The organism is Bifidobacterium pluvialisilvae (assembly GCF_019331695.1).
In the GTDB taxonomy this organism is placed as follows: domain Bacteria; phylum Actinomycetota; class Actinomycetes; order Actinomycetales; family Bifidobacteriaceae; genus Galliscardovia; species Galliscardovia pluvialisilvae.
In genome coordinates this window covers 61,164-84,000 of sequence record NZ_JAHBBI010000001.1, presented here as the reverse complement: position 1 = coordinate 84,000, position 22,837 = coordinate 61,164, and the positions used below count along the sequence as shown (strand labels likewise).

General features: G+C 65.1%; 13 protein-coding genes. 4 read left to right on the top strand and 9 right to left on the bottom strand.

Going from position 1 to position 22,837, the window contains the following annotated elements:
- Positions 1–307 precede the first annotated feature (307 nt).
- The gene (locus KIH77_RS00325; protein WP_219099045.1) at positions 308–1,180 is read right to left on the bottom strand and encodes a sugar phosphate isomerase/epimerase family protein; all 873 of its coding nucleotides are present in this window, start codon (positions 1,178–1,180) and stop codon (positions 308–310) included.
- A 180-nt stretch (positions 1,181–1,360) separates the two neighbouring features.
- Between KIH77_RS00325 and KIH77_RS00320 the strand changes: the two genes are divergently transcribed.
- A complete protein-coding gene (locus KIH77_RS00320) occupies positions 1,361–2,248 on the top strand; it encodes an AraC family transcriptional regulator (RefSeq protein WP_219099043.1) in 888 nt (295 codons plus the stop codon).
- 120 nt (positions 2,249–2,368) lie between these two features.
- Positions 2,369–2,683, top strand: coding sequence for an L-rhamnose mutarotase (gene rhaM, locus KIH77_RS00315; RefSeq protein WP_219099041.1), 315 nt, complete (start codon positions 2,369–2,371; stop codon positions 2,681–2,683).
- A gap of 7 nt (positions 2,684–2,690) precedes the next feature.
- Here rhaM and KIH77_RS00310 read toward each other — a convergent pair whose 3' ends face one another.
- The 5 genes from KIH77_RS00310 to KIH77_RS00290 form a co-directional block, all read right to left on the bottom strand.
- Entirely contained in the window at positions 2,691–4,247 is a 1,557-nt protein-coding gene (locus KIH77_RS00310) for an MFS transporter (protein WP_219099039.1), read from the bottom strand.
- A 91-nt stretch (positions 4,248–4,338) separates the two neighbouring features.
- On the bottom strand, positions 4,339–4,719 hold the full coding sequence (locus KIH77_RS00305) for a glycerophosphodiester phosphodiesterase (protein WP_219099037.1): 381 nt from the start codon (positions 4,717–4,719) through the stop codon (positions 4,339–4,341).
- Positions 4,720–4,816: 97 nt separating this feature from the next.
- Positions 4,817–5,803, bottom strand: coding sequence for a LacI family DNA-binding transcriptional regulator (locus tag KIH77_RS00300; protein WP_219099035.1), 987 nt, complete (start codon positions 5,801–5,803; stop codon positions 4,817–4,819).
- A 321-nt stretch (positions 5,804–6,124) separates the two neighbouring features.
- Positions 6,125–7,696, bottom strand: a complete 1,572-nt coding sequence (locus tag KIH77_RS00295; protein WP_219099033.1) for a UxaA family hydrolase — start codon at positions 7,694–7,696, stop codon at positions 6,125–6,127.
- 192 nt (positions 7,697–7,888) lie between these two features.
- Positions 7,889–9,340: a tagaturonate reductase gene (locus tag KIH77_RS00290; RefSeq protein WP_219099032.1), complete on the bottom strand. Its 1,452-nt coding sequence runs from the start codon at positions 9,338–9,340 to the stop codon at positions 7,889–7,891.
- Positions 9,341–9,732: 392 nt separating this feature from the next.
- On the opposite strand from KIH77_RS00290, the gene KIH77_RS00285 reads away from it, so the two are divergent.
- A complete protein-coding gene (locus KIH77_RS00285; RefSeq protein WP_219099030.1) occupies positions 9,733–12,702 on the top strand; it encodes a DEAD/DEAH box helicase family protein in 2,970 nt (989 codons plus the stop codon).
- A 48-nt stretch (positions 12,703–12,750) separates the two neighbouring features.
- Here the strand turns inward: KIH77_RS00285 and KIH77_RS00280 are convergent, their stop codons facing one another.
- Positions 12,751–15,063 carry an alpha-galactosidase gene (locus tag KIH77_RS00280; protein WP_219099028.1) on the bottom strand — a complete coding sequence of 771 codons (2,313 nt, stop codon included), beginning with the start codon at positions 15,061–15,063 and terminating at the stop codon, positions 12,751–12,753.
- Positions 15,064–15,235: 172 nt separating this feature from the next.
- Here KIH77_RS00280 and KIH77_RS00275 point away from each other — a divergent pair, with 172 nt between their 5' ends.
- A complete protein-coding gene (locus KIH77_RS00275) occupies positions 15,236–16,351 on the top strand; it encodes an Mrp/NBP35 family ATP-binding protein (RefSeq protein WP_219099315.1) in 1,116 nt (371 codons plus the stop codon).
- A gap of 119 nt (positions 16,352–16,470) precedes the next feature.
- On the opposite strand, the gene ligA is transcribed toward KIH77_RS00275, so the two are convergent.
- Positions 16,471–19,185 carry an NAD-dependent DNA ligase LigA gene (gene ligA, locus KIH77_RS00270; protein ID WP_219099027.1) on the bottom strand — a complete coding sequence of 905 codons (2,715 nt, stop codon included), beginning with the start codon at positions 19,183–19,185 and terminating at the stop codon, positions 16,471–16,473.
- Positions 19,186–19,278: 93 nt separating this feature from the next.
- Positions 19,279–22,689, bottom strand: coding sequence for a tetratricopeptide repeat protein (locus KIH77_RS00265; protein WP_372445340.1), 3,411 nt, complete (start codon positions 22,687–22,689; stop codon positions 19,279–19,281).
- Positions 22,690–22,837: the final 148 nt, after the last annotated feature.

Genomic DNA, 22,837 nt, shown 5'->3' with positions numbered 1-22,837 from the left:
GCATTGGGGATAACCACCGTACGCGACTTCGCGCGTGGGGCGTGGAACGGCACCGTCCGCCGGAGGCGTCGTTCCGTGCCAGCTTTTCGTGGTATGGAACGACGCTGGCCACCATACGGCGATTCCGTGCCATATCACCAAACCCACACCCCATCCCGCGCATTGCAATTTCAACGATTCACGGTGGGAGAGCCCGACTCACGAGGCAGGCAATGGCCATATACCGTGCACAGCACTTCCCCGCCACACCTTCTCGGCACGGAGGTCACTTCTTTCCGTTGCCATGCATTCCCTGCCGCAAACCGAATCACAATCCTCCGTACTTGCGCACGGTGCGGGCGATGGCCTCGTCACGGGTCTCCTCGAGAACCACGGGGACGTATGGGCGGGCCGCCGAGAAGGCCTCCAAGATGCCGCGCACGTCCATCACACCCTCATCCACGTTGCAGCGATGCAGCCCTCCGCCTCTCGTGGCAGCGCCGACGCCCGCGGCCGGCTCCACGGTGAAGTCGTCGATGTGCACGGCCACGATGCGGTCGCCGAACGCCTCGAGCGCCCTGTAGGAGATCTCCACCTGATCGCCGTCGTGCACGGTTCGCCCGTTCGGCGCGGTGTATGCGGTCGGATCGAACACGATGCCGAGATACGGCGAGTCCACGTCCGCGAGCAGCCGCTCGGTGGTGGCGATGTCGTAGATCGGATGGTTCGCGCCGGGCTCCACGCCGACGATGGTGCCGAACCGCTCTCCCACGGCCACGAGCCGGCGCACGGCCACCAGCGAACGCTGGTACATATCCTCGGTGAAGTTCTCCTCGGTGAACCGGCCCGGGGCGGCGTCGACGGAGCCGGTCTCGCTGGCGACCACAGGTGCGCCGAAGAACCGCGCGTTCGCCAGGTAGGCTTCGAACCGCCGCAGCAGGGTCTCGCGCGCGGCGTCGTCGGGATGGGTCATGTTGATGTAGCAGCCGAGCACGGCGATGTCGACTCCGCATTCCCCCAGCACCCGACGGAAATACGATCCCATGCCGGGGTTGATCTTTGTCGCACCGGCGAGATCGGGGAACTGCCGGGGCAGTGCCAGCTGCACGTTGTGCACACCGTATTCAGCGAGCCGGCGGGCGAGTTTCTCCGGCGTGTCGGCGTCGGTCACGTCGTGGCCGCGCGCTCCGAAATTGATCATGGCACCTCCCATGGCACCTCCGTTGTGTCGTCTATCACCTGTTGAGTGTAGAGTCCGCACGACCGCCGAATATATGAATCAGTGCGCATGTTTTGCCTAATTGCTATCCGTTGTTGATTCGACGGGTACCATGACATCAACAACGGATAGCAATATAGGCAACGCACAGGAGCGAGTGCAATGACGCATCAGGAACAGCCGCGTGCGGTGATCGTGAACTCCATGATCTCCGACCGTTTCGAGATCTATCATGTCGATTCGCAGGTCGTGGAGCACGCCCAGCTGCACTATCACGACTTCCACGAGATCAACTGCGTGTTGCAGGGCACCGGCGTCTTCCATCTCGGCGGCAAGGAGTACACGACGGGACCGGGCACGGTCACGTTCGCGCACAGCAACGACCTGCACAACATCGTGCGCCAGTCGAGCGACTACTACGAGCGCGCATACATCTATGTGTGCGACGATTTCCTCGCATCCCGCTCGACCACGAACACGGACCTCACCGCATGCTTCTCGAACAACGGCAAGCCGACGAGCCGTGTGATCACCATGGAGCCGGATGTGCTGCGCCGCGAGTTCGCCACACTCGACGAACAACCGGGCACCGGCTACGGCGAGGACCTGGAGTATGAGCGTCGGTTCCTGGACTTCATGGTGACGCTTAACAAGGCGGTGGCCGATTCGAGCACCGATGTGGCGCCGGTGAACAAGCCGGTCTCCATGCTCATCACGAACGTGATGGAGTATGTGAACGAGAATCTTGACGGCGACTGCTCGCTGGACCATATCGCAGGCCGGTTCTTCATCAACAAGTACTATCTTTCACGCCAGTTCAAGAAGAGCACGGGATTGAACCTGCATGAGTTCATCCTCAAACGCCGGCTGCTGCGCTCGAAGGAGCTGCTGCGCGAGTACGGCAGCGCGCAGAACGTGTACCGTCAGTGCGGCTTCGCCTCGTACACGCATTTCCTGCGGTGCTTCAAGCAGGAGTTCCATATGACGACGAAGGAGTTCCTGAGCCGCAACGACAGCACGGACGTCGTGTATTTCACCGCGCACGAGTGATTCGGAACGTTGCGCAACATCCGTAAGCCGCCGGTCAATTATCGGCATGTTTGGATTGCCCCGCGTCATCGGGGTCCTGCCTACGATGCGTACGATACATGACAGTCCAAAGGAGGACCGATGATCCGCAAGACGTTCACGATGCACCTGTACCCCGGCATGGTGGAGGAGTATGCCAGACGGCACCATGAGCTGTGGCCGGAGATGAAGGCTATGATCCACGAGTACGGCGGCCACAACTACACAATCGCGTTCGATGCCGGGACGGACACGCTGTTCGGCTACATCGAGGTGGAGGACGAGGCGCGCTGGGCCGAGTCCGCCGATACGCCCATCAACCGCAAGTGGTGGGATTTCATGGCGCCGGTCATGGAGACGAACCCCGACAACTCCCCCGTATGCGAGGACCTGCGTGAGGTGTTCCATCTGGACTGATCCGGCACTACCGCCAGCATTGGTCGTACGGGATGCCGGTGAGCCGTTCGACCGTCTCACGCACCTCCGGGTCGGCGTCGTCCTTGGAGCCACCGGACTTGAGGCGGTCGATCTCGTGCAGCAGCATGAGGTCGCCGCGCTGGTCGAGTGCGAAGCGGCGTGAGATGACGAACGCCACGAGGAAGCCGATGGCGGACCATCCAAGGCACACGAACGCGATGCCCGCCTGTGCACCGGCGCTCTGGACCCCCGCATGGTTCGGCTGGAAGCCGGTGGCCGCGAGAAACGCGCCGCAGGCGATGGACGCCAGGCCGGTGCAGATGAACCGCAGGAACGTGGTGATGCCGGAGAAGATCGACGCACGGTTGCGTTTGGTCACAATCATGTCGACGTCGGGGATGAACGGGAAGATGAGCCACGGCAGCGTGCCGGAAAGCGACCGGAACACGCACCAGACCAGGAACGCGGCGACGGCGAGCGCCGTCCATGCCGCACCGCCGAGCACGCCGACCGTGCGCCATGCAAGGAACAGCAGCGCCAGTCCGGTGAGCGCGCCCGTATAGCATACGGCGTACAGGTTGCGCGGGCCGATGTGGATGAACAGCCACCCCCACAATGGTTTGAACACCTCGGCCATGATGGCGAGCGACAGCAGCAGCGAGGCGAACGCGGCCGTCTTGTTCCAGTCGTAGAGCACGAAGAACACGAACGTCTGGGTGAACATGTCCTGCAACGTCAGGCAGATGAGATACAGCGTGATGTGGATGCGGAACGTGGCGATATGGAACGTGGACGCGTATTCGCGGGCCACGCGGCCGGCCGCGGCGAGCATCTCGCGAAGGGTGCGCCGGTGGGCGGCCTCTGCGGCGCGGCGACGGGCCAGTTCGGCCTCGCCGAAGCCCGCCTCCTCGGGCGTGAGCTCCCAGGTGAGCCGCGAGCTGGCGAACGTGACGCACGCGAACACCACGGTGACGATGGTGGCGAACAGCTGGTACGAGTATGCGTTGCCTTCGCCGAGATGCGACAACACCCAGCTGGCGAACATGGGGATGATCGCCGTGGAGAGGCCGCTGAGCAGCAGCCGTACCGTGGAGAGCATGGAGCGTCCGGCGAAGTCGGTGGTCATCTCCCCCGGCAGTGCCGCGTAGCAGACGCCGAACATCTGCAGCAGCACGATGTAGAGCACGTAGAGCACGAAATACAGTGGCTGCGGCAGCCCCGGCACCCACATGAGCAGGGTGACGAGCACGAGCGGCGAGCACAGCATGATGAAGAAGCGCCGCCGTCCGAAGCGGCGGCCGAGCCGATACAGGTAGAACCGTTCGGACAGCAGGCCGAACAGGATGGCGCACACGGCGCTGACGACGGCAGCGCCGCCGATGATGCCCTGGGCGGTGGAGATGTCGAACCCGCAGAAGTGCGTCCAGAACACGGCGAGGTACGTGCCGGTCAGCGTGGGCCCGCCGCCGCCGTAGATGTCGCCCATCGCATAGCTCAGCGCATTGCCGATGGTGATCTTGCCGTGTCGTTTCGATGCCGGCGATGATTGCGTCTGGGGTGTCAACGCACGTCTCCCACTCTCATGTTCCCGTCCGGATTGCGGCGCCCTGGATTACTCAAAGCCGCGTATCTTGCCAGGTGCCGGCGTGCACGCTTTAGTACGGCTGGTTGCCGTGGATGATGATGCCGCGCTCGTGCTTCAGGAAGTTGCGGGCGGATTCGCGGTCGATGTCGTGGCCGCGTTCGAGGCTGCGGTAGACGACGATGGTCTGCGCGCCGGGCGTGAGCCGGGTGAACGCCTCATGCGAGTCCCAGCCGTCCTGCGCGATGCCGAGCGTGGGCTCCTGCACGTAGCCGTAGCCGGCGGCGTTGGCGTAGCCGTTGAACGGCAGCCCCCATGCGTGATGCTTGTCGAGCTCGGCGCCGTAGGCATCGGCGATGGGGAAATCCTCGTCGAGCGCGCCGTGGCGGCGGGCGAGTTCGTCGGCGGTGGCGCGGTCGTATCCGGAATCCTCGGGCGGTGTGGGCAGCGGCATGTCAGTCCCCGTTTCGTGTAGTTCCAACGTTTTTCCAACCATCATGTTTACACCCACGACCGGTCAACGCACGACGCATTCCGGAATCGCCCCTCGCCTACGCCGGGCGGCGTCCGGTGCTGTCGCGCACGACGAGCCGCGTTGGCGTGCTCTGCACGGGCACGTCCTCGTCGGTGGCCTTGAAGCGCCTGAGCAGCGTCTTCGCGGCCTGCGTGCCCACCAGCCGCGTGGAACGGTGGATGGTCGTAAGCGACGGCCATGCGAGCCGGCCGACGATGTCGTCGTCGATGCCGATGACCGAATAGTCACGAGGGCATTCGTAGCCCTCCTTGCGCATGGCGGCGATGAATCCCAACGCCATCATGTCATTGTATGCGATGACCGCGCCGGTGGGGTTCTTCAGATAGTCCACAGCCACCTTGTAGCCGCCCTCGTACGTGGGCACGCCCGGCCAGTGGCGGCGGATCTTCAGCCCCGCCTCGTTGCACGCCTTGGTCAGTTCGTTCCAGCAGACGCCGGCCGACCATGAGTGCGCCGGCCCGTCAAGATAGGTGACGCGGCTGAATCCCAGTTCCTTGAGATGTATGGCCGCCTGGTGCATGCCGTCGGAGACGTCGGTGACGATGCTCGGCACGCCGCGGATGATGCGGTTGGTGACGACAATGGGCTTGACCTGCGCGCATTTGCGAATCATCGAATCGGGCATGCGGCTGGAGGCGAGGATCACCCCGTCCGCATAGTAGACGGCCCTGTCGAACGCCACACGTTCCAACGACGCCGACTCCTGCGATTCGCTGACCAGCAGTCCGACGCCCTGACGTGCGCACTCCTGCTGCACGCTGCGCGTGATATCGGTGAAGAACTGGTTGGCCATATCCGGCACAATGATGGCGATAAGACCCTTGTGACCGCTGGAGGGACGGGATTCTATAGGGGTGCCATGGTAGCCGAGCTCCTCGGCCACGGCGAAAATGCGTTTGGTCGTCGCCGGGCTTACACGACCGGGCATGGAATACGCGCGGGACACCGTCGACGGGGACACTCCCGCAGCCTTCGCAACATCGCGAATAGTCACCTTGTTCATAAACTTCTCCCAAAACAAGATTTCTTCTGTAAACAGAGTTTACGCATCGAAGGATAAAATTCGTTCTTTTGCCACGTCCACGTGTCGCCGGTCAGCCATACGTCGTTGTATGACGTCGGATATATGGACGATATGCGCATCGGATATGCGAAAACGTTCCGAAGGCATGGGTCTTCGGAACGTTGACAAACCGATCACAGGAAAGAAGAAATGAAAACGATGGCCGCTCCTTTACGGGACCATACGGCTCCCCTCCCGACGGAGAGGAGCCGATCGGATGGCAGGCCGATCATTCGGCCATGTCATTCCTGTATTCGATGATTATTCGGTGATGCCGTCCTTGAAGATGGCGATCTCGTGCATGCCGTACTCCTCGTTGCGCGTGCTGCGCTCGCCGTTGACGGTGGCCATCACGCTGGCGATGAAGTCGGGCAGCACGTCCTCCATGTGCTCGCTGAGCAGACGGCCGGCGTTGAAGTCAATCCAGCGCGAATGCTTGGTGGCGAGCGGCACGTTCGTGGCGACCTTGTACGTGGGCACGTAGGTGCCGTACGGGTTGCCGCGCCCGGTGGTGAACAGTACGATATTGCAGCCGGCGCTGGCCAGACCGGACGAGGAGACCAAGTCGTTGCCCGGCGCCTGCAACAGGGTCAGGCCCGGTTCGGTGGCCTGGTGGCCGTAGGCGATCACGTCGGTGACCTCGCACTTGCCGCCCTTGCGGATGCAGCCGAGCGACTTGTCCTCGAGCGTGGTGATGCCGCCGGCCTTGTTGCCCGGCGACGGGTTCTCGCCGATCGGCTGGTTGTACTTGCGGAAGTAGTCCTTGAAGTTCTTGATGAGGTGGACGATGTCCTCGAACGTCTTCTCGTCCTTGGCCTGGCTCATGAGTACCTGTTCGGCGCCGAACATCTCGGGCACCTCGGTGAGCACGACCTTGCCGCCCTGCGCGGCCAGCCATTCGGCGAACTTGCCGACGAGCGGGTTGGCGGTCACACCGGACAGGCCGTCGGAGCCGCCGCACTTGACGCCCACGGTCAGTTCGCTGATCGGGATGGGCTCGCGACGGTCGGCGAGGGCCGCCTCGTTGATCTCCTCGAGCAGCTTGGCGGCGGTCTCGTATTCGTCGTCCTCGAGCTGGCAGATCATGAACTTCACACGATGCGGGTCGTAGACCAGACCGTCCTGAAGATCCTTGACGACGGCGTCGCTCGGCTCGGCGTCCGTGCCGCAGCAGCCCATGAGCGGGGTCATCTCCGACTTGAACTGCGGAATCTGGTTGTTCTCGCAGCCGAGGCCCACGACGAGCACGCCGCCGGCGTTCGGATGCATGGCGATGTCCTGCAGGATGCGCTTGGTCATCTCATGGTCGCCGCCCAGCTGGGAGCAGCCGTACGGGTGGTGCGCGATGATGATGGAGTCGAAGGCGCCGCGGTCGGGATGCAGGGCCTCGAACTGCTTGGCGATGTTGTCGCACAGCGAGTTGATGCAGCCGACGGCCGGCACGATGTACAGGTCGTTGCGGATGCCGACCTTGCCCGTGGAACGGCGGTAGCCCTGGAACGTCAGGTCGCTGGGCTTGCTGCCCGGCTTGACGACGTCCGGCACCGGGTCGTACGTGTACTGCAGGTCCGGTCCGAGGTTCGACTTCGTGTTGTGCGTGTGCACCCACGAGCCCTTGGCGATGTCGCACTTGGCGTGGCCGATCGAATAGCCGTACTTGATGATCTGCTCGCCCTCGGGGATGTCCTCGATGGCGATCTTGTGGCCGCGGCCGACGTCCTCAAGCGCGACGACCGGCTCGTCAAGGCCCTCGACCTTGACGGCCTCGCCCTTCTTCAGGTCACGCGCGGCGACGGCGACCTTGTCATGCGGATCGAGATGAATCGTATCCATGATGAAAGCCCTTCCTATCAACGAATAAATGCACGTCGTTCCAAACAGGCGAACGCGTCCGCGTCATCCTGAGAGCGGCGTACCGTTTCTGTCATCCTGAGCGAAGGGCGAAGCCCGACGTCGAAGGATCTTCCCCTATGGGCGGTCAGATCCTTCGACTCGGCTTACACCTCGCTCAGGCCGACACGAGACTCAGGCGAGCGCCTTGATGAGCGGACGCATGCCCTCGGCCTTGATGGCCTCAAGGTTGGCGGCCACGGCGTCGACCAGGCCCTCGACCTCGGTGAGGTCCTGGCCCCACACGGAGGCGTCGGCGAGGATGGTGGCCGCATAGTTCTCGCTCTTGGCGGCCTCCTCGAACTTGGCGACGACGGCCGGGTCGTCGGAGATGTTGACCTTGCCTTCGGCCAGGCCGCCGTAGGTGTAGATGAGGCCGGAGAGGGCGAGCACCAGACGCTTGGGCAGGCCGTGGCCGTCCTTCACGTTGTTGAGCAGCACCGGCAGGCAGCGGGTCACGTACTTGGCGGCGGAGTTGAGGCCGATGGCGTCGAGCGCGTGCTTGACGAACGGGTTGGCGTAACGCTCCAGCACGGCCTCGGCGAACTTGTTGAGCTCGTCCTCGGGCAGGGAGAGGACCGGGATGATCTCCTCGTGCATCTCCTTCTCGATGAACGGACGCACGTCCGGGTCGTTCATGGCCTCGCCCACGGTGGCGACGCCGGCCAGACGGGCCACGGAGGCAAGCGTGGTGTGCGGGCAGTTGAGCAGGAACACCTTGCGCTCGCGGTACGGCTTGACGGATTCGGGGGTGACCAGGTCGATGCCGAGCTTCTTGGCGGGCAGGGCCTCGTCGATGGCGGCGGCGTCGCCGGAGACGACCCACAGCAGGAACGGTTCGGCCTTGACCATGTTGTTGTCCACGTAGCCGAGCTCGTTCCACAGCTCCTCGGCGCGGTCGCGCGGGTAGCCGGGGACGATGCGGTCGACGAGCGTGTTGAAGAACTTGTTGTCGTTCTCAAGCCAGGTCTTGAAGTCCTCGCCGTAGCCGAACTTGTCGGCCAGCTCGAGCAGGTACTTCTTGAGGGTGTCGCCGTTGTCGGCGATCAGCTCGCAGGGGATGATGAGGAAGCCGGGCAGGCCGTTGTCGAAGCGGCGCTTGAGCAGGTGGATGAGCTTGGCCGGGTAGCTCTTCGGCGGCACGGTCTCGGCGGTGTCGGAGTCGTCGAGCGCGATGCCGGCCTCGGTGGTGTTGGAGATGATGATCTTGGCCTCCGGCTCGTCGGCCAGGGCGAGGAACTCCTCCCAGTCGCCGACGGCGCTGAGGGACTTGCCGATGGAGTCGATGAGCTCGCGGGACTGCACCTGCTCGCCGTTCTTCAGGCCTTCGAGGATGACGGTGTAGAGATTGTCCTGGGCGGCGAGGTCCTTGGCACGGCCCTGGGAGATCGGCTGCACGATGGCGACGTTGCCGCCGAACAGGTCGTTGTTGTTGAGCTGCTGGATGGTCCAGTCGACGAACGCGCGCAGGAAGTTGCCCTCGCCGAACTGGATGACCTTGATGGGGCGCTTGGCGGCGTCGGCGGTGGTCAGACCCTTCTCGATGGCGACTTCGGCATTGAGAACCGGAAGATTGTTGTCTGTCATGTTTCCCTGCTTTCTGCTCGATGAAATGCGGTAAATCAGCTTGGCGAAACGCCGTTACAGCTTCGTATTCCAGCACTTCGTTTTGCTGGTTTCAGCGTAGGTGAGGACGCCTTCGCGCAAGGAAATTGTTGCCAAACGTTGCCTTGTTTTATCCGTATCGCGATGTCAAGTCTTGACATCATCGCGGTTTGGGCGTACATGCTGCGAAAATCTCCCTCCGATGAGGGATGCGGCATGCCGTCGGTCACGACGGGGGGGGGCGAAACGCCTCTTGGAGAAAACCTCCGATATGACACCTCGAAATCCACGAAGGAGTACCTCGGAAGGGGCCTCACCGCCATGCCGCCGTGATAGTCTGCGAAAGTTGACGGACGCATGGCGGCGGGAGTGTGATGATGAGCGAAAACGGCATCTGGAGGCGGCTGCGGTTCCGCGGTGAGTTCCGCGACTACCAGCGGCGTGTGCTCGACGCCGCCGAACATCACGCCGCCGACGGGCATATCCATATCGTCGCCCCGCCCGGCAGCGGCAAGACCATTCTCGGACTGGAGCTCATCCGCCGGCATGGGAGTCGGCACGGGAGCAGGCACGGTAGTAAGCATGGAGACAACGCCTTGGTGCTCTCCCCCACCGTCGCCATCGCCGACCAATGGCGGCAACGGTTCGTCGACAATTTCCGGATGAATCACAACGACTCCAACGGTGACAATCCCCTACGCTCCATGGTCTCCGACGACCTTCGCCGTCCGAAGGCGCTGACCTCGGTGACGTATCAGGCGCTGCATGCGGCGGTAAGCGAACACGATAACCGAAGCAATGACGATTCCGGCCGAGACGTCGCCGCAGAATCCCCGAAGGACCGCGAGCGCCGTCTGCTTGCCGCACTGGTCGATCGTCTCGTCGCCGCCGGCGTGCGGACCATTTGTCTTGACGAGGCGCATCATCTGCGCCGCGAGTGGCAGCGGATTCTCGAATCGTTCGTCGCGGCGTTGCGTGCCGACCCGCGCGTCAGGAACGATGTCCTCATCATCGCGTTGACGGCGACGCCGCCGTATGACGCGAACGTCAACGAATGGAAACGCTATATCGAACTGTGCGGCGACATCGACGAGGAGATCTTCACGCCGGAACTGGTCAGGAACGGCGACCTGTGCCCGCATCAGGATTTCGTGATGCTCAGTTATCCGACGCCGGCCGAGGCGGCGGAGATCCGGCGGTTCCGCATCAAGGCCGGTGATGCCGTGCGGTGGATCGTCGACGGCGAACTGTTTGATAAGGCCGTTGCCGCGGCCGGCATCGCGGCCGACGGACGGCAGCGGCATGTGCCGCCGTCGTTGTACGACCATCCCGACGATTATCTGGCGTTGATGGTGCTGATGAACCGGCGTGACGGCATGGTTCCGCCGAAGCGTCTGGTCCGTCTGGTCACGGCGAAACGTATGCTGCCCGCATATCGCATGTCGTATGCGCAACGGGTGTTCCGTTTCATCGTCGGCGCGCCGGAACTGTTCGGCAGGGACCTGTCGGACCGGCTGAAACGCGAGTTGACGAGACTTGGCATGACCGATCGTGGACGGGTTTGCCTACTGGACAACGACAGGCTGACCCGGAAGCTGATGTCGTCGGCGGGCAAGCTTGAGTCGATCGGTCGTATCGTCCGTCATGAAAGCGGAGTGATGGGTGCCCGATTGCGGATGCTGGTATTGACCGATTACATTCGTGCCGACGAGAAACGTCGCATCGGCGACGGCAGGCCGATCACGTCGATGGGATTGGTGCCGATCTTCGAAACGATTCGTCGGACGGTGGACACGATGGCGACGAACAGGCCGATGGACGTGACGGACGGGTCGACGCCGACGAACGAAACGGCGACGATATCGTCGGATGGTTTCCTGCCGCTGATCGGCGCGGTCTCCGGCAGCCTGACCATCATGCCGGCGATTCTGGCCGATGACATCAACCGCCTGGCCACCGCACGTGGGGTGACGCCGAAGTATCGTCCGCTGCCGGACGAACGGTATTGCGAGGTCGATCTGGGTTCGTCGAACGGTGTGAAGATCGCCATCATGACCGCATTGGTTGAGTCAGGGCGGCTGCATGTGCTCATCGGTACGAAATCGCTGCTGGGCGAGGGCTGGGATTCGCCGAGCGTCAACACGCTGGTGCTGGCGAGTACGGTCGGTTCGTTCATGCTGACGAATCAGATGCGCGGCCGTGCGATTCGTGCTCTGGCCGCCGACCCGCGCAAAGTGGCGAACATCTGGCATCTGGCGGCTGTGGAGCCCGGACATCTGACGTTCAATGAGGTCGGGGAACAGACGATGCAATGGCTGGATCCGCCGGATGATGCGGTGATCCGTGGCGATGATTTCGCGACGTTGCGTCGTCGGTTCGACTGTTTCATCGGCCCGTCGTATGTGTCACGCAATGTGGAAAGCGGCATCGACCGTTTGGGCGTGTTCACGCCGCCGTACGACCGGGATGGCATCGCGCGCATCAATGCGGTGATGCTGCAACGAAGCGGCCGACGCGCGGAGACCGCCGAACTGTGGCGCAAGGCGGTCGATGATACGGACGGCCGGGTTGCGCAGGCGGTGCAGACGGATCGGCCGGCTCCGCCGCCGCGGATGGTGCTGCTGCTGCCGTTGGGCGAGATTCTTGCGTATATCGTGTTGTCGCAGATGGTCGGTCTGATGGTGGACTTCGCGTCGGGCATGGTGCGTTCCTCGGCGCGTTCGGGCGCGGATTTCGGATTCTGGCCGATGATGCTCATATGTGGCGCGATGGCGTTGGTGCCGATCGGGCGGGTGATCATGCGGTGGCGCGCCGTCATGGTGCCGAGACGAACGTTGTTCGCGTTGTCGTGCGCGGTGCTTGATGCGTTGCATGGCGTCGGTGCGGTATCGTCCGTCGTTTCGACCGATGTGCTGACCGGGGGCAGGCGTGCAGACAGCGTCGACCGGATGTTCGCGACCGTCGAGGAGACGCCGGTCTCGGACGCGGATGGTGAATCGGCGTTGCGTTGCATGGCCGTCGGCGGCGCACGACGCGAACAGGGCGTGTTCGCCGCGACCATGGCCGAATTGCTCTCCCCCATCGACAATCCGCGGTATGTCATCGTGGGCCGGGAATGGGGTGTGCGCACGTATGGGGTGAGTCTGCCATGCCCGGCCGTGTTCGCCCGCCGCAAACGGGACGTCGAAGCGTTGCGCGCCAGCCTGCAACGGCATTGGACGGGCTGCACGATAATCGACACCCACACCGAGGAGGGCCGGCGAATCCTGCTGCGTTGCCGTACGCGGTCGTTCCTCAACCGCGGAGGCAAGACGCCGAACACCGTGACGACGCTGGTTCGCTGAGGTCGTGCCTCACACCGCGATTGCCACGGCTGCCGCATCTCACACCGTTCACACCTCTATCGCCCAGAACAGCACGGCGTTGGCGGGGTCGAGGCTGGGCATGCGCAGGCCGTAGGATGCCAGCTGCGCGCCGGAGAGTGTGATGCCGTCGGCGTTCCACCAGCCGAGCGGGGTCTGGCCGTTGGATATCGCCGTGATGTCCACGTTCACTGGCACGGGCTGGATGAGATAGTTTTTCGCCGGGTCGAGGCCGGGCACGTGCATGGGCGCGACCGGGTACGTGGCCGATGTGGTCAGCTGCGTGAACCGGTAGATGGCGGCGGAACGGTCGGGCTTGACCACGCCGTCCAATCGCACGGACGGGTCGGCGGAGTCGGCGTGCACCATGGTGTCGATGGCGAACCATTCGCGGTGCTTCTTGAATTCGGCGATCCATGCGGCCAGCAGGTCGAGGTCGGCCTGCGGCCGGTCGAGCAGGTTCCATTCGACGCCGAGATGCCCGAGGAACGCCATGGCCATGCGCATGGTCTGGCTCGTGGCCCGGCCGGTGGAGTGCGCGGGGCTGGCGCCCACGTGCTCGCCGATCATCTCCGGCGGCACGAGCAGTGACGTGTAGCGTTGGATGTCGGCACGTTCGACCGGGTCCACGCAGTCGGACGCCCAGATGCGGTCCGCGTATTCGAGGATGCCGAGGTCCACGCGGCCGCCGCCCGACGAGCAGCTTTCAATCTCCAGTCCGGGATGGCGTTCCTTGAGCGTGCGCCACATGTCGTATACGGCACGGGTCTGCTCATGCACGGCGGGGCGGTAGCCGTCGATCGGGCTTGCGGCCTCGGTGACGAGCTTGTTGTGGTCCCATTTGATGTAGTCGATGCCGAGCTCGTCGATCAGCGTGTCGATGCTGCCGCATATGTACCGCCATGCGTCCGGATTGGTCAGGTCGAGCACCTGTTGGCTGCGTCCTTCCACGGGCAGGCGGTTCGGCGTGGGCGCAAGGATGGCTTCCGGATGCTCGCGCGCCAGGTCGGAGTCGGGGTTGATCATCTCCGGCTCGAACCACAGGCCGAATTCCATGCCGAGCCCGTGTACGTGGTCGGCGAGCGCCTTGAGGCTTTTCGGCCCGTCGGGCCATACGTCGGTCGAGACGCGCCAGTCGCCGAGGCCGCTGGTGTCGTCGCGTCGGGAGCCGAACCAGCCGTCGTCGACGACGAAGCGTTCCACACCGATTTCGGCGGCTTTGTCGGCGAGTGCGGCCAGGGTGTCGTAGTTCTGGTGGAAGTACACGGCCTCCCAGGTGTTGAGGATGACGGGCCGTGGTTTGGCGCTGAGGTTCGGGTGCAGCGAGCGCAGATGGTGGTGGAATCGTGCGGCGATTTCGTTGAGTCCGTCGCCGTACGATCCGTAGACCCATGGGGTGGTGTAGGTGTTGGCCGTGTCGGGGTCGGCGCCGTTCGGATTGGCGGTGAGTGTGACCTCTCCTCCGGCGAGGAGTTCGCCGCCGCCGATGATGCCGGTGGTGTAGGGCAGGCGTTCGGCCGACAGCGTGGAGTTGCCGCTCCATCCGACGTGGACGGCGTAGGCTTCGCCATGCTCGAAGCCGAATCCGGGCGTGCCGGCGGTGAGCAATAGGGATGCGTCGAAGTCGGGGCGGCCGGCGAGCGAGTTTTTTTCGAATCGGCCGATGGTGAACGGCTGGCGTTGCGGCGAACGTTCGCGTAGGTGATGGCCGGTGGTGGTGAGGATTTCCGATGCGGTTTCGGGGATGGGGAAGCCGAGTTCGACGCCGTCGACTTCGAGCGGCGGCGTATGGTCCTTCCCTCCGGCGAGGTCGCTGATATGGGCGCGCTGACGGACCAGTCCGCCGGGTTCGAGTTCGATGGTGTGGACCAGCGATATACCGTGCTCGTCGTCGATGGCGCCCAGCATGGCGGCGACGGCACCGTGTTCCATGCTGGTGGAGCAGTCCACGACCGCGAACCGGCAGAACAGTTCCGTTCCCCCGCGTCGTACGACGATACGCGGCCTGCCGATCCATGATTCGGCCTGCGTGGGCAGGATGCTCGGCCATGGGGTTTCGTTCAATGCGCCGGAGACGCGCTGCGGCCGCAACGCGTCATAGGCGCCGAGCAGCACGGCTTCGCGGCCGGCGGCCGGCAGCGGCCTGCCCCAGTGCACGATGCGCGGCAGGTCCATGACATCGCCGAGACGGTCATCGTGCCGTCGGTTGGGGAACACCAATGCGAGCGCCACGTTCGCCGTCGTCTGTTCCATGTAGATGACGCGCACCTGCGTGCCGTCCGAGGATGCGCCGTCGTATCGTTCGACGATGGGATGGGCTGGATTGGGCGAGAACTGCGGCATCGTTACCTCGTTTCATGTCGCTGCGAACGGACTACCGCCCATCATATTTCGTTTTCCATGCCCGTTTTCTCTGGCACGCCGGACGGCTTTCACGGTACAGTGTCAATGACACGAATCAGACGGATGTGACGACTGACGAAAGGACGATATGGCGGCGGCGAACCAGGTGGGAATGACCGATGTGATCGAACGGAACGTGCATGACCGGCTGAGTCGCGTCATCGACCCGGAATTGGGCAAGTCCATCACCGACCTCGGCATGATCGTGGGGATAGAGGCCGTGCCGCGCGACGTCATCGACGCGGGCCGTTCCATCGTGGACGTGACGGTGAAGGTGGAGCTCACGGTGGAGGGCTGCCCGCTCACCCAGACCATCATCGACAAGATCAACGAGGCGGTGACGTCATATCCGGCGGCGAAACTGGTGCCGCATATCGACGTGGCGTCGATGAGCCGGTCGAAGCTGACCGGCCTGGTCAACGATCTCAAGGCCGAACGCAAGCAGAACCCGTTCACGAAGCCTGGCACGAAGACCCGCATCTTCGCCATCGCCTCCGGCAAGGGCGGCGTGGGCAAGTCGTCGGTTACGGCGAACCTCGCCGCCACGTTCGCGGCGCTCGGCTACGATACGGCCGCCATCGACGCGGACATCTACGGCTTCTCACTGCCCACGTTGTTCGGCGCACACGACCATCCGACGAATCTCAACGGCATGCTCATGCCGGTGACGGCGTGGGGCGTCAAACTCATCTCCATCGGCATGTTCGCGGGCGCGGACCGGGCGATCCTGTGGCGCGGACCTCGTCTGCAGCGTTCGCTCGAACAGTTCCTGTCCGACGTGTGGTGGGGCGAGCCGGACGTGCTGCTGCTCGACCTGGCGCCCGGCACCGGCGACATGGCCATCTCGGTGGCGCAGGCGCTGCCGAACGCGGAGCTCGTGGTGGTGACCACGCCGCAGCCGAGCGCCTCCGACGTGGCGGTGCGCGCCGGTCTCGTGGCGCTGCAGGTGCCGATGAAGGTGCGCGGCGTCATCGAGAACATGAGCTACTACGAGCACAACGGCGAGAAGCTGCGCATCTTCGGCGAGGGTGGCGGCCGTCGCGTCTCCGAACAGCTCACCAAGGATCTGAAACATGACGTGCCGCTGCTCGGCACGCTGCCGCTCGAACCCGAGGTGCGCATCGACGGCGAGGCCGGCCGGCCCGTGGTGCTGAACGAGGACGGCACGCTCGCCGACACCCCGCTCGCCGCCGAGTTCACGTCCATCGCCGAACAGCTGATGCGGTAGCCGCCTCCGCTCCCGCCGGCGGGAGCTGGCTCGCGCAGCGGGACTGAGGGTGGTCAGACACGACACACGGCCACCCCCAGTCGGCTCCGCCGACAGCCCCCCGCCAGCGGGGGCCGATCTCAGCTCGCCGCGGTCTCCCGCTCCCCCGGTTCGCCGGTCTCCAGCAGCCGGCGGAACTGGGCTTCGTCCAGCATGGGGATGCCCAGCGTCTCGGCCTTGGCGGCCTTGGAGCCGGCGTTGGCGCCGACCACCACGTACGTGGTCTTCCTGCTCACCGAACCGGCGGCCTTGCCACCATGCGCGATGATGGCCTCCTTGGCGGAGTCGCGGCTGAACCCGTCCAATGAGCCGGTGACGACGACGGTCATGCCATCGAGCGTCTGCGGCGTATCGTTTGTTTCGGCCACCATGCCCACGCCGGCGGCCTTCCATGCGTCGAGGATCCGCCCGCGCCAGTCGCCGGGTTCGCGGGCCGCCGCAAACCATTGCACGATGGATTCGGCGATCTCCGGCCCGATGCCGTCGATTTCGGACAGCTCCTCCGCGCTTGCCGCCTCGATGGCGTCGAGCGAGCCGAACTGGTTGGCGATGAGCCGCGCGGTGGGCGGTCCGAGCCGGCGGATGGACAACGCCACAAGCACACGCCACAGGTCGGTGTGCTTGGCCTTCTCGATCTCGTCGAGCATCTTGCGCGTGTTCTCGCCGGGGCGCACATACACCGGCTGTTCGATGGTGCCGCCTCCGCGCACCTTGCGGGTCCTGTGATCCACGATCAGCGCGTCAACGGGCACGATATAGTCCGGATAGTCGGCGCGAATCTCCTCGGCCGGGGTCTTGTCGTTGGCTTTTTTGGCGTCGGTGGGGGTCGTCCAGAACGCGGGCGCGCGATACCACAGTCCGGAGCCTCCCAGGCGCTTGCGCACCTTGGTGGGCTTGCCGGTCTTCGCGCTTATGCCCTCGCGCACCTCGATGATGGGGATCTCGCGCCACACGTACACGTCGCGCAGCGTATCGACGGCAAGGTCGAACACGCCGGCCTCGCTGGTCAGCACCGGCGTCTGCGGTTCGGGCAGACGCAGGCCTTCCGGCGGCTCGTACGGCTTGGGCTCCTCCCCCGGCCCCACGAGGATCTCGTGACGGGTCGGATCGTAGGTGTCCACCGTGTCGGGACGGTTCTCCTCGGGGTTGGTCAGGGCGATGGCGCTCTGGTCGCCGAGATGCTCGATGTCGAACGCCTTGCGCGAGGCGAGGTTGATGATGCGTTCGGTCAGCTGCGCAGGGCAGGCCATGTTGAGGCAGCGGATGTCCTTGTCGCCCTCCTTGGCGGGGGCGAGCCTCGACCCGCAGCTCGGGCAGTGTTCGGGCATGACGAACTCGCGCAGCTCCTGCTCGCGCCCTTTGCGGCGTTCCAGCACCGGACCCACGAGTTCGGGGATCACGTCGCCGGCCTTGCGCACGATCACCGTGTCGCCGATGAGCACGCCCTTGCGCTTGACCTCGGACGGGTTGTGCAATGTGGTGCGGGCCACGGTGGAGCCGGCCACATACACGGGCTTGAGCACGGCCACGGGGGTCACGCGTCCGGTGCGCCCGACCTGCACGGTGATGTCAAGCAGTTCGGTGTTGACCTCCTCGGGCGGGTACTTGTAGGCGATGGCCCAGCGCGGCGCACGCGAGGTGGCGCCGAGGCGACGCTGCAATCCCAGGTCGTCGACCTTCACGACGATGCCGTCGAGCGCGTGCTCGATGTCGTCGCGATGCTCGCCGTAGTAGTCGATCATGTCGAGGATCTCGTCGAACGACGTGACCTCGCGGTTGTGTGGCGAGACCGGCACGCCCCATTTCGTATACAGTTCGTATGCCTCGGACTGGTTGTGCACCACGTCGTGGGTGCCGCGCGGATGGTCGGCGCCCCAGTCGAGCGTGCCGATGCCGTGCGCGTAGAACGTGAGCCGGCGCGTGGCGGTGATGCGCGGGTCCTTCTGGCGCAGCGACCCGGCTGCCGCATTGCGCGGGTTGGCGAACGGCGGCCGTCCCGCCTCCTCCTGGCGTTCGTTCAGCGCCTTGAAGTCGTCGAAGCGCATGAACACCTCGCCGCGCACCTCCACCATGTCGGGGATGTCGTCGGCCGGGCCTCCGAGGTTCTGCGGAATGTTGGCGATGGTGCGCGCGTTCATGGTGATGTCCTCGCCGGTCACGCCGTCGCCGCGCGTGAGCCCCTGTTCGAGCACGCCGTTGCGGTAGATGATGTTCAGGGCGAGGCCGTCGATCTTGACCTCGCAGGTCATCGGCAGCGGCTTGCCGTCCGGCCAGTCGAGGTCGCGGATCACGGAATCGTACCAGTCGCGCAGCTCCTCGATGCTGAACACGTCGTCGAGGCTCATCATGCGCGTGGGGTGTCGCACGGAAGCGAAGTCGTTGGAGAACGTGCCGCCCACGCGATGGGTCGGCGACTGCGGGGTGTCCAGTGAAGGGAACGCGGCCTCGAGCCTTTGCAGGCAGCGCAGACGGGCGTCGTAGGCGGCGTCCGACGAGGTCGGCGCATCATCGATGTAGTAGGCGATCTGGTCGGATTCCACCCACGCGGCCACCTTTGTCCACAGTCGGGCCGCATCGTCGGCCCGCATGGCGGAAACGTCGAGATTGTCAAGGCGCAGGGCGTCGGCGTCGGTGGAGCCCAGTGCGGCCACCCACTGCGTGGAGCCGGGTTCGTGGGCGGTGATCGGCGTGTTCTCGGCGATGCCGCCGTCGCCGTCGAGATCCCATGCCAGCTGGTCGGCGGCGGCAGGGTCAGTGCCGTTGCGGCCGTCGGTCGTATGGTTTGCGTTTGCCATGGACGTTTTCTTCTCTCCCTCCGTCATGCCTGTGTCGGCATGCCACCTCCCTCATCAGCGGGAGGCTACCGTTATGACTGTGCCTCCCTCGCCTTACGACAGCGATCGGAGGAACTGAATCTGGATGGCGTCGAGCCCGTCGCCGTCCGCCGTCATGCGGGCCGCGGCCATCGACAGGGTGCGCGCCGGTACGAACAGCGCGTTGTCGACGCATTGGCGGGCCGCCTCGCGGATGATCGGCGCGGCCTCGGTGTCCGGCCAGACCGGCAGCTCATGCCCGCGCAGCACCGTCTGCGCTTCGTCGAGGTCACGCGGCACGGGGATGCATTGCGAACGGGCGCGCGCCACGAGTTCGTTGAATTCGGGTTCGAGCGCGGGCACGGCACCGGAGCTGATGTAGTCGCTCATCATATAGCAGGCGGCGGCTACGTCGAACTCGTCGCGCATCCATTCCGCATAGGCCAGACGATAGTAGGCGAACGCGGCGTCGTCGCGGTCCAGCGCCACGCGCAGCGCGTTGAGGCAGGCGGCCCGTGCGGAATCCCAGTCCTGCGCGCGGGCGAGCTGGACGGCCAGCTTGAGATGCGACAGCGGATAGGTCGGCGCGTAGGCCACCATGGCGTTGAGGTGCGGAAGCGCCGCCTGCGGCCCCTCCAGCTGCGACAGCACGTCGGCGAGCTCCATGTGCGCGTAGAAGAGGTTGTCGGGGATGAGCAGCGTGTGCTCGTCCGGCGTGGCGAACATGCGGTTGTAGACCACGCGCTCGGCATACGAGTTGAAGTACCGTGGCACGCCACCGGTGCCGGCGAACAGCTTGTCCATGCCGGACACGGCGGCCTCGGCCGTTTCAACGGCCTTGTCCGCCTGGCCGCCGAACAGCAGGTCGCGCGCCTTGAGCCGTTCCGCGTCGAGACGATTCCCCAGGGGGAAGTCGGAATCCGGCGTGTCCCTGCCGTCGATGAGCGCGCTGGTGACGTCCGAGGCCATGTCGAGCAGCTCCGGGTCGGCGATGCGCCTGATGGTGGTCATCGCACGCTGCGCCTTGTCCACGGAGGAGAGCCCGTCCGCGGCGGCGAGACGATGGAAGTCTCCAAGGGCATGCTGGAGCACGTCGGCGCGTTGGATGGCCAGGCCCAGGGCGTCCCTGGCGCCGATGACGTTCGACAGCGGCCGGCTGAAGCGTCGGTCGCTGAGTTCCGGCTCGTCCTGTGCGCCTATGGGCGAGTACCGGCTGTCGCGCAGGTCGAACTGCGCATTGATCGGCTGCAGCGCCCCGGTGCCGTCGATGTCCATGACCGCATGGAAGTCGCGGTATACGCGGCGGGGCTCGTTGAGCCCCACCTCGCGCACGGCACGGAGGAACTCGTCGCGGTCGAAGGTGACGGTCACGAGATTGCGTACGGTGGGGTTCTTGCGAAGCGCGGCCATGGGGTCGTCGGGGGAATCGTCCGCGCCGGCGCCTGCATTCGACTCGTCGGTGTCGACGACGTCGTATCCGGTGCCGTCGAGACTCGGCGCGCCGTCGATTCCTGCGGAATCGGAGGCGATGTCGTCATCCAGCGAGAACGACATGCCGTCGAAGTCGACGCCCTGCATGAGGTCCTCGAACGCACGGTCCACCGCGGCGGGGTCGTGGCCGTCCCGGTCCGGCGTCCGGACGCCGTCGCCGTCCGACGCGGGGGCGCCGGATTCGTCGTCCGATTCCGTCCCATCCGGCTCGTCGCCGTCCGATTCGACGATGTCCGGCGGCATCTGCACGCCGGGGTTGCCATGGACGTCGCCGTCCTTGGGATCGGCCTTCGTCCCGGACGACGGCACCATGCTGCCGGTCCTCATGCGTTCGAACGTGGTCAGCGCCTCGTTCATCATGGCGGATATCGCGGAGTTCTGCTCGGCGACGGCCTCCTCGAGGCCGATGGAGTCGATGTGCAGCGAGACGCGGCTGACGTGGGAGTCCACGCCGAACGCGAGCGCGGCCAGCAGCAGTCCGACGCGCAGATTGTAGTCGGCGCCGAACGATGCGCGCTCGGCGTCGGTCAGCGGCACCCAGCCGTGCCGTCGCTCGTCGTATCGGGTGGTGGGCATCATCGAGGTGCCGGCCGTCGTGAATCCGATGGCCACGTTGCCTTCCGCGAGGTTCGTGCGGAATTCCACGTCGAACCGGTATGGCAGGCGGAGTTTGCGCATCAGTGACGAGAACGTCTGGCGGTACACCCATTCGGACCCGTTCGCGTCGTGGACGCTCGCGCCTGAGGCCGTCTCCTTGGCCGAGGCCTCGGCGGTCTCCCTGGCCGCCTGCCGGGCCACGCTCACCATGGCCGCCAATGCGGCGGTGCTGTCCTCGTGCACGGGGTCGAAGGATTTGCCGGGCCGCTCCTCCAATGGCAGCGCGGTCAGGGCGGGGTTGAGCAGGAGGGCCCGGTCGAGCTGGGCCGCCTGGGCGCGAGTGACGGTGTCCTCCGTGGGATAGACGCCTATGCGGGCGTTGCGTTCCAGCCACAGGCTCACGGCGGCGAACCGGTTGAGGTTGCCTTCGATGCGCAGCGACGAGAGCGCGGGACGGAATTCCAGGCTGGAATCCCACCCGAAGAAGTATGCGCCCGAGTACGGCGAACTGTAGAGGTGGAGCGGTTCCGCGCCGTGCACGGCCTCGAGGCCTTCGATGGGGTCGAGCGCACCCGCCTCGTTCATAAGGTCGGCGAAATGGTCCTCCAATCCAGAGGCGCGCATGCCGTGGGCACGGGCCCGCAGTGTGTCCTTGACGCTGCGCCGGATGGCCCCGATGGGCGCTTCGCGGCGCAGGCGGCGGAAGATGTTGCCCGACCCGAATCCGATGACGAATCCGTCGATGCGTGGCAGCAGGTAGGCGGCGAAGAACGCGATGGCGATGGCGTCGCGGTATTCGAGGTCCACGCGCCGCGTGACCGGCAGGTCGGGGCGCAGCTGTTCGAGCGTGTAGCGGTTGTCGGTCTTGAGCCAGGATGCCAGCCAGGTCATCTCTCCCGTGTCGTCACGGCCCACGATGCCGCCCTGCACGGCGGGGAACAGCTCACCGTCCGCGCCCACGCCGTTCTTGCCCGTGCCGTCGAGACGGCTGCGGGGCACCTCGACCTCGCTTTCCCTGACGAACATGAAGTCCGGTTCGCTGCGCTGCACGTCCGGATGCACGCCCGGTCCGAGGAACACACGGCCCTGACGGTCGACGAACGCAATCGGCGTGCAGCGGCCGCGCTGGTCGAACACGGCCAGTGAATAGCCCTGCCCGTCCGTTTCCGGGAACTGCACCCAGCCGGCGGCAAGGCCGTCGGGGAGCCCCGGCAGGTCGTCGTATATGCGGCGTTTGACCAGCGGATTCAGCGTGCGCATGCCGTCGAGCAGACGGTCGATGGCGGCAACGTCATCCGTGCCGCCTCCCCGACGACCGTCGGACGTGAACGACGACGCCATCGATGGGGTGCCGGAATCCCCCGCCGTCCCGTCCGTCGTCCCGCCCAACGCGTTCATGACGTCGCCGCCGGCCTTGCCGACGGAACGTTCGGCGGCGTGTTCCCCGATGTCGCCGAACGGCGACGATCTACGTACCTTGTCGAACGCCGACGTCGCCTCTCCCACGATTCTGCGCAGCAGACGCCCGTAATGGGAACAGTTGCGG

Coding starts and splice junctions, on each gene's coding strand:
- KIH77_RS00325 (WP_219099045.1), bottom strand. CDS start 1,180: ATGATCAATTTCGGAGCGCGCGGCCACGACGTGACCGACGCCGACACG.
- KIH77_RS00285 (WP_219099030.1), top strand. CDS start 9,733: ATGATGAGCGAAAACGGCATCTGGAGGCGGCTGCGGTTCCGCGGTGAG.
- KIH77_RS00295 (WP_219099033.1), bottom strand. CDS start 7,696: ATGGATACGATTCATCTCGATCCGCATGACAAGGTCGCCGTCGCCGCG.
- KIH77_RS00300 (WP_219099035.1), bottom strand. CDS start 5,803: ATGAACAAGGTGACTATTCGCGATGTTGCGAAGGCTGCGGGAGTGTCC.
- ligA (WP_219099027.1), bottom strand. CDS start 19,185: ATGGCAAACGCAAACCATACGACCGACGGCCGCAACGGCACTGACCCT.
- rhaM (WP_219099041.1), top strand. CDS start 2,369: ATGATCCGCAAGACGTTCACGATGCACCTGTACCCCGGCATGGTGGAG.
- KIH77_RS00320 (WP_219099043.1), top strand. CDS start 1,361: ATGACGCATCAGGAACAGCCGCGTGCGGTGATCGTGAACTCCATGATC.
- KIH77_RS00290 (WP_219099032.1), bottom strand. CDS start 9,340: ATGACAGACAACAATCTTCCGGTTCTCAATGCCGAAGTCGCCATCGAG.
- KIH77_RS00275 (WP_219099315.1), top strand. CDS start 15,236: ATGACCGATGTGATCGAACGGAACGTGCATGACCGGCTGAGTCGCGTC.
- KIH77_RS00280 (WP_219099028.1), bottom strand. CDS start 15,063: ATGCCGCAGTTCTCGCCCAATCCAGCCCATCCCATCGTCGAACGATAC.
- KIH77_RS00265 (WP_372445340.1), bottom strand. CDS start 22,689: ATGAACGCGTTGGGCGGGACGACGGACGGGACGGCGGGGGATTCCGGC.
- KIH77_RS00305 (WP_219099037.1), bottom strand. CDS start 4,719: ATGCCGCTGCCCACACCGCCCGAGGATTCCGGATACGACCGCGCCACC.